The organism is Bradyrhizobium sp. USDA 223, from assembly GCF_044909005.1.
Lineage (GTDB): Bacteria > Pseudomonadota > Alphaproteobacteria > Rhizobiales > Xanthobacteraceae > Bradyrhizobium > Bradyrhizobium yuanmingense.
The window spans coordinates 1,365,432-1,380,649 of the sequence record NZ_JBIYDR010000001.1; the positions used below are offsets into that span (position 1 = coordinate 1,365,432).

Here is a 15,218-nt window from a genome sequence, read left to right on the forward strand (position 1 = left end):
CCATGAACGCACATGCATCCACCGCACGCACCGAACGCAGCCAGCCGGTCCATATCGGCGACCATTTGCGCGAATGGCGGCAGCGCCGCCGCATGAGCCAGCTCGATCTCGCCGGCGAGGCCGAAATCTCGGCACGGCATTTGAGCTTCGTCGAGACCGGTCGCGCCGCGCCCTCGCGCGACATGGTGCTCAGGCTCGCCGAGCGGCTCGACGTGCCCTTGCGCGAACGCAACGTGCTGCTGGTCGCAGCCGGTTTCGCGCCGGCCTTTCCGCAGCGCCCGCTGGAGGATCCCGCCTTGAAGTCAGCCCGTCAGGCGATCGACCTCGTCTTGAAAGCGCATGAGCCCAATCCGGCGCTCGCGGTGGACCGGCACTGGAACCTGGTCTCCGCCAACCGCATGGTGGCGCCGCTGCTCGAGGGCATCCCGCAGCATCTGCTCGGCCAGCCCGTCAACGTGCTGCGGCTCGCCTTCCATCCCGAGGCGTTGGCACCGCGCACGGTCAATCTCGCCGAATGGTGCGGGCATCTTCTGGAACGGCTGCACCGGCAGTGCGAGGCGACAGCGGACCCTGAGCTGATCAAGCTCTACAATGATCTGAAGAGCTATCCGATTCCGGCGCGCTCGGCGCCGCTGCCAGCCGACAACGTGGCGATCCCGTTCAAGCTGCGGCATGGCGGGGAGATCCTCAGCTTCTTCTCCACGACCATGGTGTTCGGCACGCCTGTTGACATCACCCTGTCGGAGCTGGCGCTGGAGACGTTCTTTCCGGCGGACGAGCGCACCGCCGAACGGCTGAAGCAGATGGCGGCCGGGCTGCGCTAGCGCCGTTTACAGGACGGAGCAGCGCTCGCATAATTGGCGGATGGACACACGCGCGTTCCGGCGATTGCGGCCGGCCAATCCCGTCGGCGATCTCCTGCGCGGCTGGCGCACCCGCCGCGCGTTGAGCCAGGCGGAGCTGGCGTTCGAGGCCGGCATTTCTGTCAAGCATCTGAGCTATGTCGAGACCGGAAAGGCGGCGGCAAGCCGGGACATCCTGCTGCAGCTCGCCTCCGCGCTCGATCTGTCCTTGCGTGATCGCAATGCGCTGCTCGAAGCCGGCGGCTTCGCGCGGCAATATGGCGAGCGCGATCTGTCGGCGCCGGAGCTTGCCGAGGCGCGGCGTGCCATCGATCTTCTGCTTCTCCGTCACGAGCCGTTCCCGGCGATCGTCACCGACCGGCGCTGGAACGTGATGCAGGCCAATCGCGCCGCCTCGCGCCTGATGACCATGCTGCTTGGTCCTGCACGCATGCAGCGGCCGCTCAACCACATGCGCATGTTCCTCGCTCCCGACGAGCTCAAGCCGTTCGTCGAGAACTGGCCGATTGTTGCGGCCGCGCTGCTGACGCGGGCGCGGCATGAGGCAATGGCCGCGCCGCTAGACGAGGCCCTGCAATCGACCTGGCGCGAATTGATGCGGCTGCCGCAGCTGCCTGCGCCGGCGACCGAGGACAATGCCGCCCCGGGGCCGCTGTGCGAGGTGCGCCTGCGCAAGGGCGACATCGGCATTGGTCTGATCGGTGCGGTGCTGACGCTCGGCACTCCCCAGGACGTGACGCTGCAGGAGCTTCGCGTCGAGATGTTCATGCCTGTTGATGCCGCCTCGGAAGGCGCCTTGGTCGCGCTTGCAGATCAGGACGCCTGAGCCTGCACGGCTTCGCGCCGCTCGAAGCTCATGGCCTGCATCACCTCCGCGAACGGCCCGTTGCGGTCACTCAGTGTCGCCGTGGTGAGGCCCGCGCCATGGGCGCCGACGCGCGTCGCGGCGCGGATCAGGATCCATTCGCCCTCGGGCGGACGGAAGAAATAGAGGCTGATTTCCGGGTTGATGAAGGTCCATTGGCGCATGTCAACGATCTGCGCGACGCCGCTGGAGAAGTCCGCGGCCTGCACCGCCTGGAGCAGCGGCGTGTTCGGCTCGCCCTCGACCAGCGGCGCATCGAGCCGCATCCAGGCCGCCGCCGGGCCCGGCTTCTCCAGCGCGCCCTCGATGAGGCGCACCGACACGTTCTGGAAATAGCGGCTCCATTTCTGGGCGAAGGCGGGCGGCGGGCTGCCGGCCTCGGGACCACTGTCGGGGGCCAAGGGCCTCGCGAAGGGATCGATGGGCGACTCGCCGCTCGGCGCCGTCAGCAGCGCCGTGCAGCGGCCGATCTCGGTCTCGCCGTCCATCAGCCGCACCTGCAGGGTCTTGGCCTTGCGACCGTCGCGCAGCAGCTCGCTGACCGGCCTGAACAGGCGCAGGCCCGCCGGCCGCCACAGATCGAAGGTCAGGCGCCGCACCGCAAAGCCGGATGTGGCGGCGAGGCGCTCGACCTCGCGGGTCATCAGCGCGGTGGTGGCGCTTCCCTGCAGCATGTCCGGCGACCACGGCCCGCCGGCATGCTCGGTGGCCCGGAACAGATCGCCGTCCGGCTTGAAAATGGCGCTCATCGCGGTCTCCCCTCTGGGCTTGATCGTGGCCGTAAGTATCGGGGCGGGGAGAACCGGTCACAATAACCGCAGAGGTGAAGTCGTGAGCCATGCGGGACGGGTGCCTTGCGCCGCCCCCGGTTCGGCCTATGTTCGGGCGGACCCTCGAAGTGCCCGAAGGAGGCGCCTGACATGAGCACGCTGAAACCGCTCCAGATCGACGTCGTCTCAGATGTGGTCTGCCCCTGGTGCTATATCGGCAAGCATCGCATCGAGAGCGCGCTGGCGCTGGTGCCTGACGTTCCGGTCAAGCTCAATTTCCGTCCCTTCTTCCTCAATCCCTGGGTGCCGCGCGAGGGCATCAGCCGCGAGGCCTATCTCACCCAGAAGTTCGGCTCGGTCGAAGCCTATAAGGGCATTGCGGGACGCGTTGTCGCGGCCGCGAGCGAGGAGGGGCTCGTCTACAAGCCGGAGCTCGTGGCGCGCCAGCCCAACACGACTGACTGCCACCGCCTGATCCTCTGGGCGGACGCGATCGGCAAGGCGCCCGAGATGAAGCAGCGCCTGATGGAGCTGTACTTCCGCGATGGCGGCGATCTCACCGATGTGAACGTGCTGGTGCAGGCGGCCGCCGACATCGGCCTCGACGCCGACGACGTGCGCAAGCGCCTCGCCACCGACGAGGACGTCGCGCGCGTCTCGGCAGATGCGCAGGAAGCCGCCGACAAGGGCATCTCCGGCGTGCCGACCTATGTCTTTGCGCAGAAGTACGCCGTCTCCGGCGCGCAGGATCCGAACCTGCTCGCCCGCGCCATCCGCCAGGTCTCCGAGGAGATCAACGCGCAGGCGGCGGAGTAGCCTCGCTCATTTGCGGAGCCGGCGAACCACGCCGCGCGCGGCCTCGTGCGCGGCGTTGAGGCCGACCAGCGCGCCGTGAATGAGCGCCACGACCGGATCGTGCCGCCGCAGCGGGATCAGCACATCGCCGATCGCGAGGCGTCCGCGCCAGATCGGGTTGATCATGGGGTGATCGGCATTCGCCGTCGAGTCCGCGCTGGCGACGGCGGGGTCGGCGCAGAGATGGCGGGTGAGCTCGATCGTGAGCTGCACGCCCGGCGAATACTTTGCAAAGCGCTCGTCGATGCCGAGCTTGAAGAAGAACGCGCGGTCCTGGTGGCGCAGCACGATGCCGGCGGCAATCGGCGTCGCGCCGGCGCGAAGGGTGACGATCTCGCACTGCGCGGTCTCCGCCAGCGCGGGAACTGCGCGGCGGATGAAAGTTGCGTCGCCCGCGTGCTGAACCAGCGCGGTGCCGCGCTTGCCCTTCCAGCCGCTGGCTTCGAGCTGCAGGAAGGTTTCGAGCGCACGTCCGATCTGGTCGGAGCTGCGCGCGATCTCGAACACGACGGGGCCGTGCTCATCGAGACGGTGGCGCTGGCGCCGCAGCTCCTTCAGCTTCTTGGCGCCGAGCGCCTCGCGCAACAGTGCGTCTCCATCCTGCGTCGCATCGAGGCTGGCGCGGATGTAGGAGCTGAGGATTCTCGGCTTCAGGCGGTCGCGCTTCAGCGCCTGGTTGAGTGACGCCATCGCTGCGCCGTCGAGCGCGACGTCGCTCAGCACGAGCGCATGCGCGCCGGCCTTGCGCGCCTGCTGCAGCAGATGCGCAGCGGCTTCGAGCGGAGCGTCGCGGTCGAGCAGCGGGCTGCACAGCGTGCCATAGGGATGCGCGCTCACCAGGGCGGGCAGGGGAATCTTCAGGGCGCGCCAGAGGGAGACCACCGGCATCAGGCCGATCAGCCGGGCCGAAGTGCCGTCAAATGCGGACAGTGCCGAGGCATCCGTGCGACCGCGCGCAGTTGCGCTGACGGCGAGCTCCCAGGCGGGCAGGTAATATCCGTTCGGCTCGATCGCCCGCTGCGCCAGCGCGCGCCATTGGCCGGTGTCGACGGCGGCGAGCGGGACAGGCGCGCGCGCCATCGGGGCATCCCTTGCCGATGCCGGATTGATCGCAGCCTGATGCGCGATGTCGACCACGTCCCGTCGTCCCCGTTCACACGAGCTGGGCTCGTGCCACCGGTCATGCTTAGCGCAAAGATTGGAAAATACCGTTGGCACGCCGCCGTAATTCGAGCGGTAGTGTTAACATTCCATTCAGCATCCGGCGGGGGGTGACCCTGAGGAATCTTGGCTAGTCTCTCGGCACGAAATGATCGGGGGTGCTTGCGCGGCCGCCGCTGGCGGTATCGGTGATGGTGATCTCGATGTCGCGGGAGGTCTTCGGCAGGTCGCTGGGCCCGACCTGTACCGACAGCCTGACCTCGCGGGTCTGATCCTGCCCGACCTCGATGATGGGCTTGCCGCCGGGTTCCGCCTCGATGCCGGCGACGCGAATGGTCGCGCCCGGCAGACCGGAGACTTCGAGCGCAAACGATCGCTGTGCACTCTTGTTGAGGATACGCACGGTGTAGTCGTTGCGCACGCCGCCGTCCGAAAGCTGGACGAAGACGGGATTGCGCTCGTGCAGCACGTTGACGTCCATCGTCGCGCGGGTGGCGAGAGTGTACAGCATGATGCTGCCCACAATGGCGATTGCCGCGGCATAGATCAGCGTGCGCGGACGGATGATGCGGTAGATCGGCGGCTTGCCCTCGCGTCGGCGCTGCATGTTGATGTCGGTGTCGTAGCCGATCAGGCCCTGGGGCCGGCCGATCTCGCGCATGACGTTGTCGCAGGCGTCGATGCACAGGCCGCACTGGATGCAGCCGAGCTGGATGCCGTGGCGGATGTCGACGCCGGTCGGGCAGACATTGATGCACTGATGGCAGTCGACGCAGTCGCCGGCGGGATCGCCATGGGCGCGCGCGGCATCCGCCTTCTTCACCGACATGCGCGGCTCGCCGCGGTCACGCCGATAGGTGACGTTGAGCGCCCATTCGTCGGTCAGCGCCGCCTGGATCCGCGGCCACGGGCACATGTAGATGCACATCTGCTCGCGGGCATGACCGGCAAAGACATAGGTCGTGGCGGTGAGGATGCCGATCCAGAGATAGGCGATGAACGGGGCCTGGAAGGTGGCGAGCTCCTTCACCAGCGTCGGCGCGTCGGAAAAGTAGAGCACCCAGGCACCGCCGGTCCACCAGGCGATCATGATCCAGAGGAAGTGCTTGAGCGCGACCTTGCGAAGATGGTCGTACGTCCAGTAGCGCTTGTCGCCCTGCATGCGCTCGCGCCGGTCGCCCTCGACCCAACGCTCGACCGCATAGAACAGGTCGGTCCACACGGTCTGCGGACACATATAGCCGCACCACAGCCGCCCCGCGACCGCGTTCATCAGGAACAGAATCATCGCCGCGATGATGAGGAGGCCGGTGAAGTAGTAGACCTCCTGCGGCCACAGCTCGATGAAGAAAAAGTAAAAGCGCCGATGCGGGAAGTCGATCAGCACGGCCTGGTCGGGCAGGCCGGGTCCGCGATTCCAGCGCACGAACGGCAGCAGGTAATAGGTTCCGAGCGTGACGCACAGGATCGCCCATTTGATGCGGCGGAAAGGGCCATGGACCGACTGCGGATAGACCTTCTTCCGTTTCTCGTAGAGAGGTCCCTCGATGAAGGTGTCGTCGGTCATGGCAGTGCTCCCCGCGTCTTGCGAAGGCGAGAGTCCCACCTGGCGGCGCAGAAGAGGCGGTACAAAACCTCCAGCACTGCGCGGACTTTGGCTCGCGATGCTGTAGTATATCGTTCGGCCGTCCCGCCTCGGTTTGACCAGACTCAATGCGCGCATCATTTCCGAGATGCTGGAATAGTGCCGCCATGGTATTTGCGCCCAACGCAAGGGCGCTCTCGCTCGGGAGAGGTCATGGTCACGACGTCTTTTATGCCGATCGCGTCGCTCGTTGGCGGTGCGATGATTGGCCTCGCGGCCGTTCTGCTGATGTGGGCAACGGGGCGGATTGCCGGCGTCAGCGGCATCGCTGCGCGGCTGTTTCCGCCCTATGAGGATCGCGAATTCGCCGGGCGCCTCGCCTTCGTCGCCGGTCTCGCTGCTGCGCCCGTGCTGGTGCGGCTCGTCACCGGAGGTCTGCCGGAGCAGACGATCGCGGCGGGGCCGGCCCTCCTGATCATCGGCGGAATGCTGACGGGTTTCGGTTCGGTGTGGGGCAGCGGCTGCACCTCGGGCCACGGCGTTTGCGGCCTGTCGCGGCTGTCGGTGCGCTCCCTGGTTGCGACCATCACCTTCATGGCCGCCGGCATGGCGACCGTGTTCTTGATGCGGCACTGGAGCTGACGGCGATGGCAATCCTGGTTCAATTCGCGATCGGGCTGATCTTCGGTCTCGGCCTCATTGTCTCCGGCATGTCGGACCCAGCGAAAGTGCTGAACTTCCTGGACGTCGCCGGCATTCCGGCAGGGACATGGGATGCAAGCCTCGCCTTCGTGATGGCGGGCGCGGTGGCCGTGACCTTCGTCGGCTTCAGCCGCGTTCTCAAGCTTCCGCGTCCATTCTTCGCTGATCGCTTCTATTTGCCGACTCGGCGAGACATCGATCCCAGGATCGTCGCAGGTCCTGCGATCTTCGGTGTCGGCTGGGGCTTGGTGGGCTTTTGCCCGGGGCCGGCGCTGACCGCGCTCGGATTTGGCTCGCTCTCCGCCGTCATCTTCGTCTTGGCGATGTGCGCCGGCATGGTGCTCGCCCGCTTCATCGCTCAGCTGCCGTCATCGACGCGCTACGTCATGCCGGCCGATCCACTCGAAACCTGAAGTCACGGACCGGGCAAATAGTCTCGCCCGGTCCCCGACCATCAAGCCTTCATCGCTTACCAGCGGTCGTCCACACCGACGCCGACGCTGACGCCGGGCGCGCGAATGCCGACGCCGGCGCGCGGGCCGTCGTCGTAGTGGCGATGATAGGTCCGGCGCTCGTAATAGCGATCGCGCGGCATGTAGTTATAGGAATCGCGCACGATCACGCGCGAACCGCCGCGAGTGCGATAGCAGCGGCCGTCCTCGTCGCAGACGAGTCGCACCTGCTGCACGAGATCCGGATTGGTGTATTCGCTGCTCGTATAGATATCGGAAGCCTTGGCCCCCGAGGCGGCGGCCAAGGCACCCACGCCTGCTAACAGCGCAATAGTCAACGTCCTCATCATGTCCTCCTCGAAACTGCCCTCGGCGGTAACAAGAAGGGGAGGCGGTGATCGTTCCCGGTCGCGGTACTGGTTTTTCCCGGAACCCTGTCGTTAAGGCGGGTTCCTAGATCGGCTCGTAAGTCTCGGTGCCGCAGATGTCGTCGGCGTCGGCGCGCCGGCGGTCCACGACCTTGCCGGCGTTGATCGTCACGACGTAGGTCTGGGCGCCGAGCGACGTGCCGGTCGCCGAGGTGAGCTGCGCGCGGACGCACGCCGTCCAGCCCGGTCCTCGCAGCTCACGATGCGGCGGGGCGACGTGAACCTCACGCGGATAGGACGTTGCGAGAAAGACGACGTCGATCTGTTCGCGCAGCACGCGCTTGACGTCGGGCGGCGCTTCCGGCGGCGGCTGCTCGGCCTCCTTCATGCGCATGAACTCCGGCACCGGTGCGCGGCTGTCGGCAAAGCCGCAGGCACCGAGCGCAAGCGCGCCGACGAGCAGCGCCGCATGAGCAATGATCCGCAACATCCGTGAAGGTCCCCTGCGGGCCAACAGATAGGCACGATTGCGATCCGACGAAGTCGCGGCCGATCAAGATTTGCTGAAGTCTTGGAACCTGCGACATTGCTATTCCGCGATTGCGGGCTAGTTTCTACCCCAGAGGCGGGGGATTGCTGTGGTGAGCATATTGGTGATCGCGGGCGCCGTGTTGGTGCTGACGCCGCCGAAATGACGTGAGCGGATGGTGCGGACCTGCCTCTTGGTTTCGGCGAGGCGCCGTCGCTCCTGTCGCACACGATCTGTTGCGGTTTCATCTTCGATCGCGCGCGTGGTCGCTAGGCTCGTGATTGCGAGTCGCGGGCCGGCGCCGCCGCATCTAAGCAATCGTGATCGTGTTGTGCATGCGATGCGAACCTTCGTTCACATCGCGCCCGCTATTGCACGAAAGCGAGGCCGACGCGCTTGTCGCTGCGCCAAACTGTGCGACAATGCCGTACGAAATCGTCGCACGCGATCGAGAGCGTGACCGATGGCGGCAACATGACGGGAGTGTCGAGGTCGATCGCCGCGCCGCCCGCCGACATGTTGCGCACCGTGCAAGCAATGCCGCCGTTTTCAAAGGTGATCTTTCCACCCTTGAAAACACGGTGACGTTGCGATGTGCGCTTCTCAATCATCCGCGTTAGTCCTGCCGATGAGTAGGAAGTAGTGCAGAGAAATTACGTTGAACTAAACTCAATACTGGCGCTACTTGCACGGCGTTTCAGACTTTGTTTACGACGTTGGAGCGGCGAGCCGCTCCCACGAACCTGCCCAAAGAGCCAAGAGCCCACACAAGTGCCTTTCCTTTATGGCGCGACGCGCCGATGGAGATATTGATGAAGACTTCGCTTTCGATTTTGTTCGCCGCAGCGCTCTCGCTGGCCTCGATGCCCGCCCACGCCGTCAAGTGGGACCTCTCGACCATGACCTGCAAGCAGTTCCTCGAGAGCGGCGAGGACAACATCGGCGTCGTGCTAACCTGGATGGAGGGCTGGTACAAGGGCGACGAGGACAACGCGATCATCGACACCGACGTCTTCATCGAGAATGCCAAGAAGTTCGGCGCCTATTGCGGAAAGAATCCGACCGTCAGCGTCGTCACTGCGGCCGACGAGATCCTCGGCAAGTGACATTCCCGGCGCAATGACGGCAAGCGCGATCGCGCTTGCTGTCCCGACACGATTTCCATCGAGAGCCGGGCCAAGCCTTGCGCTTCGCGCGGCTCTCTTGTTTTCAGGGCGCGTTCACCCCGGCAGCATTGCGAACGCGCTCGACACCATCGCGGCCGGCTTGCCGTCGGCGGCCGAGAGCAGCGTGACGCGGCCAAAGCTCATTGTGCGCCCGAGCCGCACCACGCGCGCGTCCGCCAGCACGTCGGACGCGGCGATCGCGCGCATGAAATGCGTGGTCTGATCGACCGTGGTCATGGGACGGTAGCCGCGATTGGCCGCGAGGATCGCGATCACCATCGCGGTATCGGCGAGCGCCATCAGGGCCTGGCCGCAGACCACGCCGCCATTGCGGCACAGCCGCTCCGAAAACGGCATGCGCAGCAGCGCGCCGGGCTGCCAATCGGGGACGTCTGCGGGCGGCACATGCTCGATGCGCTCGACCGCAAGGTTGAGATCCTGGACCCAGGGCGCAAAGACCTCGCCGAGGATGCGACTGGCGTCGGCGGGGCCGAACTCGGCTTCTGGCTGCATTTGCATTGCTGTCGCGCTCTCCTGTGTTGCCGGATGTTTCGCCGCATTGTGCGCATCGCCGAGGCAAAGTCACCCGGTCTCGCGCCGGCCGCCTCGGCTTGAAAATGCCTGACTTGGCCCGATATGATGCCTCGCTTGGGTAGGGGTGGATGATGTTGCGTCGGTGTGTCCTCGTCTTTTGCATGGGCCTGCTCGGTCTCGCGCTGAGCGGGTGCACCAAATGCGGTCCGATCTGGGACGATTGGCTGCAGGCGCCCAAATCATGCCGATCGGATCGGCACTAGCGGCCACCGGGTCGTGACCGGGCTGACGAGGATGACACGGCGCGCAGCGATCCGCGCCTCATGGAAGACTTAAGGAGTGGATGATGAAGCTTTTCCGTTTGGCCGCGGTGCTGGCCGTGCTGGCGGGACCTGCCTACGCGCAAATGCCCAACATCAATTTGATGCAGGATGCCCCGAGCAAGTCGCCGGAGGAGAAGGCCATCGAGGCCGAGCGTGAGAAGGCCTACAAGGAAACGCTGAAGAAGATTCCGGATTCCAAGCCGTCCAGCGATCCCTGGGGCGGCATGCGCGCCGAACAGCCGAAGCAGCCGGCGGCGCCGAAGGCGTCGGCCGCAACCAGTGCGCCGAAGAAGACCAAGAGCGGGACGGCCGCCAACTGATCCGTTCCGGGGAGGCACAACGCTCCTCGGAAGGACTCCTCTTGATCCGGCCGGCGCCCTACATTGTCCGTAGCGTAGTGCGCAGAGGAAGGCAGGACATGGCCGATCGTCCGCAGGATCTCGCCGAGCGGATGGCGCGCCGGCGCAAGGCCGCCGGCAAGTCCGGCCAGTCCGCCGGCGACGGCTATCTGCGCGAGACCTTCACGCTGCCGCGGGCGGCGGCGCGGGAGCGGGCGCAGGCCTTCTTCGCCCGCTACCCCAAGGCCGGCTATATGAGCGAGGTCGAGACCTGGCGCGAATTGCCCGGCGGCGATATCGAGTTCACCATGCGTCGGCTGCCCAGCGCCGACTGACGCGCGCTATGACGCAGAAGGCGAAACGGTTCAGGCCGTCTTTCGCCCGATCGCCTTCAGCTCGCGGTCGATGCGCAGCTGCACGCGCCGGATCGCCAGCAGATCGATCCTGGTCTCGGTCTTGCCGGTCTTGATCCGGTCGCCGATGCGGAACTGCCACTGCCAGATTCCGGGAATCGCCGTCTTGGCGATGGTGAACTCGACGCCCCTGTGATTCATGGTCACCTCCCACGATTCACCCTTGTGCCTGCAAACATGTTGGTCGTCGCAATATTCCGCAGGCAAGAAAAATGTCGCCCGCGGCCTCCGTGGTTCTCCGACCATGAACAAAGTTCCTGGAGCCGGCCGGGGTGCATCCGGCGGTCCCGCAGCGCGGTTCCAATCGAAGCGCCGGATCCGCTCGACGGCATGTGCCTTGCTTGCGTGATCCCCGGGCAAGCAACCATGGGCGCTTCATGCTCGGCATTCCCCGCCGCTACTCGCATTTCGTCTTCGGCATCATCCAATCCGGGCTGACCTCGCTGATCGCGGCGGGAGTGGCCAGCTTTCCCGCAGGCAGCCCGATGCTCTTCGTGCGGCACTGGATGGTGTCCTGGTTGATCGCATGGGCCGCGATGCTGCCGGTCGTGCTGCTGGCGGCGCCCGCGATCCGCGCCTTCTCGCTGCGCCTGACCCAGGAGGAGCGGGAGCCCCGCGCCGGCCGGTAGCCGGGCGAACCATAGCCGGCTGGCTGGCGAAAGCAGGCGCGCGAGCGAAAGGCCGCACACTGGCCCCGTACCGGTCCCAATTTCGACATCCGTCCGCACCACTGCGGACACACCCGTCGGCAAGATTTTATCCGTTCGGCGCAGCCATGGGGGAAACGTGGCGCGCCGGAAACGGGGTGGCATCATATGGATAACGTAGAGCGGTCATTCGCCGCCGCGACGGCGGCTGGCTTCGTCGTGCTGGTGATAGGCCTGGTTCTGCTGGCGGTGCTGTAGCAGGCGCGCTGCTGCGGACGGAATTGACGTGCCGGGCCGTCCCATCGACGGTGCCGGCGCGCCTTGCCTCTCAAAAGTGGCAAAACAACCCCATGCACAGTAGGTCCTGGCGATTTCATCGCTTCGCCAATGGCTCGCTGGTAGTATTTAGCTACCCGGTGCATCTGCGGTCGCGGCGCCCCGACCGGCGATGCCGATCGGAGGTTCCGGCCAAGGACCGGAGCGGAGTGCCGCATCGCGGGCGGGCCAGGCCCGCTCCGGAGGGCGGTCCTGGCAGTGCTTAATGAACCTTGATCTCGTTCAGCGGCAGACGGAGCTCGGCGGCGCGCTCTTCGCGGTCCTTCTTGCGGAACTCGTTTTCCTTGCGCTCGAACTTCACCATCTCCTCGTGCGCCGCGTCCAGCAGCGGCTTTCGCCTGAGCGTATCGTGCTGCGTGTCGTTGTTCGTCATGATCAGAGGTCCCCAAAAGTTGCGGTCCCATCCCCACAGAAGGCCCGAGACCGCCAAAAGGTTCGGTGCCGTAGGATTACGGAAACATGACGGCGGCCCAGTCGCGCGTCGTTGATCCCGGTCATGTTCGCTTCGAGGAACCCGGCGCAGGCCCGGCTATTTCGGCGGCTGCAGCCCTGGCGATTTGACCCAATCGTTCAGATGATTGGCAACGTCGGCCTGGCGCGCCTTCTTGAGCAGCGCGTCCCGCTCCGGCCCCGGAGGTAGCTTGGACGCCTGCTCGCGGAGCTGCTTCACCCATGCCGACAGCCGGTCCTGAAGGGTCAGTTGCTGCTTGAAACGTCGTCGCTTCAACATGGCGCGCTCTTTCCGTGCCAGGAGGCGGGAGCGCGAGGTCAGCGGTCTCATCACCGAAGTGGCCACGGTCCGCGCGGTGATGATGCATTAGGATCCAGAAATGGATCCGCGTCTGTTCAGTTGTGCACTCAGTGCGGACGGCGTGACGATCCAGCATGGCAGGTTCGACCAGCTCCGTTGTCTCCTGGTCCAGTTAGAAAGACAAAATCCGCAAAAGAACATATTGCGAACTGAGAACAAATGAGGTACATTGCTTTTATCGCCGAGCTGCCTCGCAACTGTTTGTCCCTCACGCGAATCCTCGCCATAAGGAGCACGACCCAATGTCCGCAACTGCCCTGCGTATCGTCGAAGGATCCTCCATGGACAAGAGTAAAGCTCTGGCCGCCGCGCTCTCCCAGATCGAGCGGCAGTTCGGCAAGGGCTCGGTGATGAAGCTCGGCAAGAACGACCGCTCCATGGACATCGAGGCGGTGTCCTCCGGCTCGCTCGGGCTCGATATCGCGCTCGGCATCGGCGGTCTGCCCAAGGGACGCATCGTCGAGATCTACGGGCCGGAATCCTCCGGCAAGACCACGCTGGCGCTGCATACGGTGGCGGAAGCGCAGAAGAAGGGCGGCATCTGCGCCTTCATCGACGCCGAGCACGCGCTCGATCCGGTCTATGCCCGCAAGCTCGGCGTCAACATCGACGAGCTCCTGATCTCGCAGCCCGACACCGGCGAGCAGGCGCTGGAGATCTGCGACACCCTGGTGCGCTCGGGCGCGGTCGACGTTCTCGTGGTCGATTCGGTGGCGGCGCTGGTGCCGAAGGCCGAGCTCGAGGGTGAGATGGGCGATGCGCTGCCGGGTCTTCAGGCGCGGTTGATGAGCCAGGCGCTGCGCAAGCTGACGGCCTCCATCAACAAGTCCAACACCATGGTGATCTTCATCAACCAGATCCGCATGAAGATCGGTGTGATGTACGGCTCGCCGGAAACGACCACCGGCGGCAATGCGCTGAAATTCTACGCTTCCGTCCGCCTCGACATCCGCCGCATCGGTGCGATCAAGGAGCGCGACGAGGTGGTCGGCAACACCACGCGCGTCAAGGTGGTCAAGAACAAGCTGGCGCCGCCATTCAAGCAGGTCGAGTTCGACATCATGTACGGCGAGGGCGTCTCCAAGATGGGCGAGATCCTCGATCTCGGCGTCAAGGCCGGCATCGTCGAGAAGTCCGGCGCCTGGTTCTCCTATGACAGCCAGCGCCTCGGCCAGGGCCGCGAGAATGCCAAGGCGTTCCTGAAGGGCAACCCCGACATCACCGCCAAGATCGAGACCGCGATCCGGCAGAATTCCGGCCTGATCGCCGAGCAGATCCTCGCCGGCACGCCGGAGCGCGACGCCGACGGCGAGGAGCCGGCGGACGAGTAAGCCTTAACGCGAAGAGCTTTTCGCGAGGAGCGGGCACTGAGGACGTTGAGTTGCCGACGTCTTCGGTGCCCGTTTCGTTTGTGCGTTGCGTTGATCAGGTGGTGCGATGAAGCGGCTGATCTTGACGACAGATTCATCCGCCGCCGGCGCGATACAGCGGGCGGGCCTCGCCGACCTCGTCATGGCGATCGAGCGCCGGCTTGTTTGGGGATCGCTGCCGTCCACCGCGGAACTCGATGCATTCTGGCGCCTCGAAGGCTCGGGCTCTCACGGGCTGATCGAGCTGTTCTTAGAGTATGACACGGTCGAACTGTGGATGGAGCCAGAGCCAAATGCGCAATTGATCTTGCTCTGGCTGCTCGACCATTGCGGCAGCGATAGAGCGGCAGCCTCCAAACTCGTGATGCGTCCGCTGGACATCGCCGTGAGCGGTCTCGGTCCCGAGGGCCTCGCGAAGCTGAACCCGCCGCTGGTCAGGCTCACGCAAGATCACGTTGGCCTGGCGGGTCGCGCGTGGCGAGCTTATCGTGCGCCGACGCCACAGGCCTGGTTCGGCCTGCTCGAAACGGACTTGCGCCTGCTTCCGAAGCTCGAGCATTGCGTCGTCGCCCTGCTCGAAGAGCTTCCAAACGTGACCAGTGGCCTTGGCGCCACGGAAATGCGGATGCTGGAATCAATCGCGCCGGGTGGGGTGCAGCCCTATGACGTCTTCCCGGGATATCAGAAGCCTAACGAGCGTCGCGTCTTCGACTACTGGGAGGTGGGGGCGTTGCTCGATGGACTTGCGCGCTGCCCGGTGCCGGCCGTATCCGGCCTGGAGGAGGGACCGTTCACGCTCGACATGCATGATGATGCCCTCCGTCATGCACGATACAAGCAATCCCGCTTGTCGCTCACGGATCTCGGCAAGGCGATCCTCGCAGGAGACGAGGACTTCTGCCGCCATAATCCGCTTCGGCGCTGGTGGGGCGGCACCCTTCTCGCCAACGAACGGCTTTGGCGCTGGGATGACGAACGCCGGTTGTTGGTTGCGCCCTAGAGACACATTCACTGTTGTGGGGTAACCGAAGGCGTAATCCGCCACTGTTCATCTCGGTGAAAGCAGACGTGGTGGGTTACGCAGGCGACAGCGCTTCCCGCCGCCGCCCGCGAACCCACCCTACGAAACC

General features: G+C 65.4%; 21 protein-coding genes. 11 read left to right on the forward strand and 10 right to left on the reverse strand.

Annotated features, from left to right (window positions below):
* Positions 1-2: 2 nt before the first annotated feature.
* Complete coding sequence (locus ABIA40_RS05935; RefSeq protein WP_275511327.1) at positions 3-824, forward strand: helix-turn-helix domain-containing protein; 822 nt, start codon at positions 3-5, stop codon at positions 822-824.
* A 40-nt stretch (positions 825-864) separates the two neighbouring features.
* Positions 865-1,689, forward strand: coding sequence for a helix-turn-helix domain-containing protein (locus tag ABIA40_RS05940; RefSeq protein WP_275502152.1), 825 nt, complete (start codon positions 865-867; stop codon positions 1,687-1,689).
* On the opposite strand, the gene ABIA40_RS05945 is transcribed toward ABIA40_RS05940, so the two are convergent.
* Complete coding sequence (locus ABIA40_RS05945) at positions 1,677-2,477, reverse strand: thioesterase family protein (protein ID WP_404539815.1); 801 nt, start codon at positions 2,475-2,477, stop codon at positions 1,677-1,679. The genes ABIA40_RS05940 and ABIA40_RS05945 overlap by 13 nt on opposite strands.
* A 171-nt stretch (positions 2,478-2,648) precedes the next feature.
* On the opposite strand from ABIA40_RS05945, the gene ABIA40_RS05950 reads away from it, so the two are divergent.
* A complete protein-coding gene (locus tag ABIA40_RS05950; protein WP_404539818.1) occupies positions 2,649-3,314 on the forward strand; it encodes a DsbA family oxidoreductase in 666 nt (221 codons plus the stop codon).
* Positions 3,315-3,320: 6 nt separating this feature from the next.
* Here ABIA40_RS05950 and ABIA40_RS05955 read toward each other — a convergent pair whose 3' ends face one another.
* Both ABIA40_RS05955 and ccoG read right to left on the reverse strand, forming a co-directional pair.
* Positions 3,321-4,490, reverse strand: coding sequence for a GNAT family N-acetyltransferase (locus ABIA40_RS05955; RefSeq protein WP_404539821.1), 1,170 nt, complete (start codon positions 4,488-4,490; stop codon positions 3,321-3,323).
* Positions 4,491-4,644: 154 nt separating this feature from the next.
* Positions 4,645-6,081, reverse strand: a complete 1,437-nt coding sequence (gene ccoG, locus ABIA40_RS05960; RefSeq protein WP_404539824.1) for a cytochrome c oxidase accessory protein CcoG — start codon at positions 6,079-6,081, stop codon at positions 4,645-4,647.
* Positions 6,082-6,312: 231 nt separating this feature from the next.
* Here ccoG and ABIA40_RS05965 point away from each other — a divergent pair, with 231 nt between their 5' ends.
* Together ABIA40_RS05965 and ABIA40_RS05970 are read left to right on the forward strand one after the other, a co-directional pair.
* Positions 6,313-6,741, forward strand: coding sequence for a YeeE/YedE family protein (locus tag ABIA40_RS05965; protein WP_271545028.1), 429 nt, complete (start codon positions 6,313-6,315; stop codon positions 6,739-6,741).
* A 5-nt stretch (positions 6,742-6,746) separates the two neighbouring features.
* Positions 6,747-7,214 (forward strand): DUF6691 family protein, encoded by a 468-nt coding sequence (locus ABIA40_RS05970; protein WP_271545026.1) that lies wholly within the window; start codon positions 6,747-6,749, stop codon positions 7,212-7,214.
* Positions 7,215-7,270: 56 nt separating this feature from the next.
* Here ABIA40_RS05970 and ABIA40_RS05975 read toward each other — a convergent pair whose 3' ends face one another.
* The 3 genes from ABIA40_RS05975 to ABIA40_RS05985 form a co-directional block, all read right to left on the reverse strand.
* On the reverse strand, positions 7,271-7,603 hold the full coding sequence (locus ABIA40_RS05975) for a hypothetical protein (protein ID WP_042336798.1): 333 nt from the start codon (positions 7,601-7,603) through the stop codon (positions 7,271-7,273).
* Between the two features lie 103 nt (positions 7,604-7,706).
* Positions 7,707-8,111, reverse strand: coding sequence for a hypothetical protein (locus ABIA40_RS05980; RefSeq protein ID WP_157280773.1), 405 nt, complete (start codon positions 8,109-8,111; stop codon positions 7,707-7,709).
* 407 nt (positions 8,112-8,518) lie between these two features.
* Positions 8,519-8,761 carry a PilZ domain-containing protein gene (locus ABIA40_RS05985; RefSeq protein ID WP_404539828.1) on the reverse strand — a complete coding sequence of 81 codons (243 nt, stop codon included), beginning with the start codon at positions 8,759-8,761 and terminating at the stop codon, positions 8,519-8,521.
* A gap of 201 nt (positions 8,762-8,962) precedes the next feature.
* Between ABIA40_RS05985 and ABIA40_RS05990 the strand changes: the two genes are divergently transcribed.
* Complete coding sequence (locus ABIA40_RS05990) at positions 8,963-9,256, forward strand: HdeA family protein (protein WP_404539831.1); 294 nt, start codon at positions 8,963-8,965, stop codon at positions 9,254-9,256.
* A 114-nt stretch (positions 9,257-9,370) separates the two neighbouring features.
* Here ABIA40_RS05990 and ABIA40_RS05995 read toward each other — a convergent pair whose 3' ends face one another.
* A complete protein-coding gene (locus ABIA40_RS05995) occupies positions 9,371-9,835 on the reverse strand; it encodes a PaaI family thioesterase (protein ID WP_271545016.1) in 465 nt (154 codons plus the stop codon).
* Positions 9,836-10,196: 361 nt separating this feature from the next.
* Between ABIA40_RS05995 and ABIA40_RS06000 the strand changes: the two genes are divergently transcribed.
* Both ABIA40_RS06000 and ABIA40_RS06005 read left to right on the forward strand, forming a co-directional pair.
* Complete coding sequence (locus tag ABIA40_RS06000; RefSeq protein ID WP_109145724.1) at positions 10,197-10,493, forward strand: hypothetical protein; 297 nt, start codon at positions 10,197-10,199, stop codon at positions 10,491-10,493.
* Positions 10,494-10,591: 98 nt separating this feature from the next.
* The gene (locus tag ABIA40_RS06005) at positions 10,592-10,846 is read left to right on the forward strand and encodes a hypothetical protein (protein WP_271545014.1); all 255 of its coding nucleotides are present in this window, start codon (positions 10,592-10,594) and stop codon (positions 10,844-10,846) included.
* 30 nt (positions 10,847-10,876) lie between these two features.
* On the opposite strand, the gene ABIA40_RS06010 is transcribed toward ABIA40_RS06005, so the two are convergent.
* Positions 10,877-11,065: a hypothetical protein gene (locus tag ABIA40_RS06010; protein WP_109143203.1), complete on the reverse strand. Its 189-nt coding sequence runs from the start codon at positions 11,063-11,065 to the stop codon at positions 10,877-10,879.
* 236 nt (positions 11,066-11,301) lie between these two features.
* Here ABIA40_RS06010 and ABIA40_RS06015 point away from each other — a divergent pair, with 236 nt between their 5' ends.
* A complete protein-coding gene (locus ABIA40_RS06015; RefSeq protein WP_271545012.1) occupies positions 11,302-11,553 on the forward strand; it encodes a DUF2798 domain-containing protein in 252 nt (83 codons plus the stop codon).
* A gap of 556 nt (positions 11,554-12,109) precedes the next feature.
* Here the strand turns inward: ABIA40_RS06015 and ABIA40_RS06020 are convergent.
* Positions 12,110-12,280: a hypothetical protein gene (locus ABIA40_RS06020; RefSeq protein WP_225114240.1), complete on the reverse strand. Its 171-nt coding sequence runs from the start codon at positions 12,278-12,280 to the stop codon at positions 12,110-12,112.
* Positions 12,281-12,436: 156 nt separating this feature from the next.
* The gene (locus ABIA40_RS06025; protein ID WP_404539836.1) at positions 12,437-12,637 is read right to left on the reverse strand and encodes a hypothetical protein; all 201 of its coding nucleotides are present in this window, start codon (positions 12,635-12,637) and stop codon (positions 12,437-12,439) included.
* Positions 12,638-12,960: 323 nt separating this feature from the next.
* Between ABIA40_RS06025 and recA the strand changes: the two genes are divergently transcribed.
* Positions 12,961-14,049, forward strand: coding sequence for a recombinase RecA (gene recA / locus ABIA40_RS06030; protein WP_027577058.1), 1,089 nt, complete (start codon positions 12,961-12,963; stop codon positions 14,047-14,049).
* A 106-nt stretch (positions 14,050-14,155) separates the two neighbouring features.
* Complete coding sequence (locus ABIA40_RS06035; protein ID WP_404539839.1) at positions 14,156-15,088, forward strand: hypothetical protein; 933 nt, start codon at positions 14,156-14,158, stop codon at positions 15,086-15,088.
* Positions 15,089-15,218: the final 130 nt, after the last annotated feature.

Excerpts from the sequence above, each read along its gene's own strand:
- ABIA40_RS05935 (WP_275511327.1), top strand. The coding sequence starts at position 3 with ATGAACGCACATGCATCCACCGCACGCACCGAACGCAGCCAGCCGGTC.
- ABIA40_RS05940 (WP_275502152.1), top strand. The coding sequence starts at position 865 with ATGGACACACGCGCGTTCCGGCGATTGCGGCCGGCCAATCCCGTCGGC.
- ABIA40_RS05945 (WP_404539815.1), bottom strand. The coding sequence starts at position 2,477 with ATGAGCGCCATTTTCAAGCCGGACGGCGATCTGTTCCGGGCCACCGAG.
- ABIA40_RS05950 (WP_404539818.1), top strand. The coding sequence starts at position 2,649 with ATGAGCACGCTGAAACCGCTCCAGATCGACGTCGTCTCAGATGTGGTC.
- ccoG (WP_404539824.1), bottom strand. The coding sequence starts at position 6,081 with ATGACCGACGACACCTTCATCGAGGGACCTCTCTACGAGAAACGGAAG.
- ABIA40_RS05965 (WP_271545028.1), top strand. The coding sequence starts at position 6,313 with ATGGTCACGACGTCTTTTATGCCGATCGCGTCGCTCGTTGGCGGTGCG.
- ABIA40_RS05970 (WP_271545026.1), top strand. The coding sequence starts at position 6,747 with ATGGCAATCCTGGTTCAATTCGCGATCGGGCTGATCTTCGGTCTCGGC.
- ABIA40_RS05975 (WP_042336798.1), bottom strand. The coding sequence starts at position 7,603 with ATGATGAGGACGTTGACTATTGCGCTGTTAGCAGGCGTGGGTGCCTTG.
- ABIA40_RS05980 (WP_157280773.1), bottom strand. The coding sequence starts at position 8,111 with ATGTTGCGGATCATTGCTCATGCGGCGCTGCTCGTCGGCGCGCTTGCG.
- ABIA40_RS05985 (WP_404539828.1), bottom strand. The coding sequence starts at position 8,761 with ATGATTGAGAAGCGCACATCGCAACGTCACCGTGTTTTCAAGGGTGGA.
- ABIA40_RS05990 (WP_404539831.1), top strand. The coding sequence starts at position 8,963 with ATGAAGACTTCGCTTTCGATTTTGTTCGCCGCAGCGCTCTCGCTGGCC.
- ABIA40_RS05995 (WP_271545016.1), bottom strand. The coding sequence starts at position 9,835 with ATGCAAATGCAGCCAGAAGCCGAGTTCGGCCCCGCCGACGCCAGTCGC.
- ABIA40_RS06000 (WP_109145724.1), top strand. The coding sequence starts at position 10,197 with ATGAAGCTTTTCCGTTTGGCCGCGGTGCTGGCCGTGCTGGCGGGACCT.
- ABIA40_RS06005 (WP_271545014.1), top strand. The coding sequence starts at position 10,592 with ATGGCCGATCGTCCGCAGGATCTCGCCGAGCGGATGGCGCGCCGGCGC.
- ABIA40_RS06010 (WP_109143203.1), bottom strand. The coding sequence starts at position 11,065 with ATGAATCACAGGGGCGTCGAGTTCACCATCGCCAAGACGGCGATTCCC.
- ABIA40_RS06015 (WP_271545012.1), top strand. The coding sequence starts at position 11,302 with ATGCTCGGCATTCCCCGCCGCTACTCGCATTTCGTCTTCGGCATCATC.
- ABIA40_RS06020 (WP_225114240.1), bottom strand. The coding sequence starts at position 12,280 with ATGACGAACAACGACACGCAGCACGATACGCTCAGGCGAAAGCCGCTG.
- ABIA40_RS06025 (WP_404539836.1), bottom strand. The coding sequence starts at position 12,637 with ATGTTGAAGCGACGACGTTTCAAGCAGCAACTGACCCTTCAGGACCGG.
- recA (WP_027577058.1), top strand. The coding sequence starts at position 12,961 with ATGTCCGCAACTGCCCTGCGTATCGTCGAAGGATCCTCCATGGACAAG.
- ABIA40_RS06035 (WP_404539839.1), top strand. The coding sequence starts at position 14,156 with ATGAAGCGGCTGATCTTGACGACAGATTCATCCGCCGCCGGCGCGATA.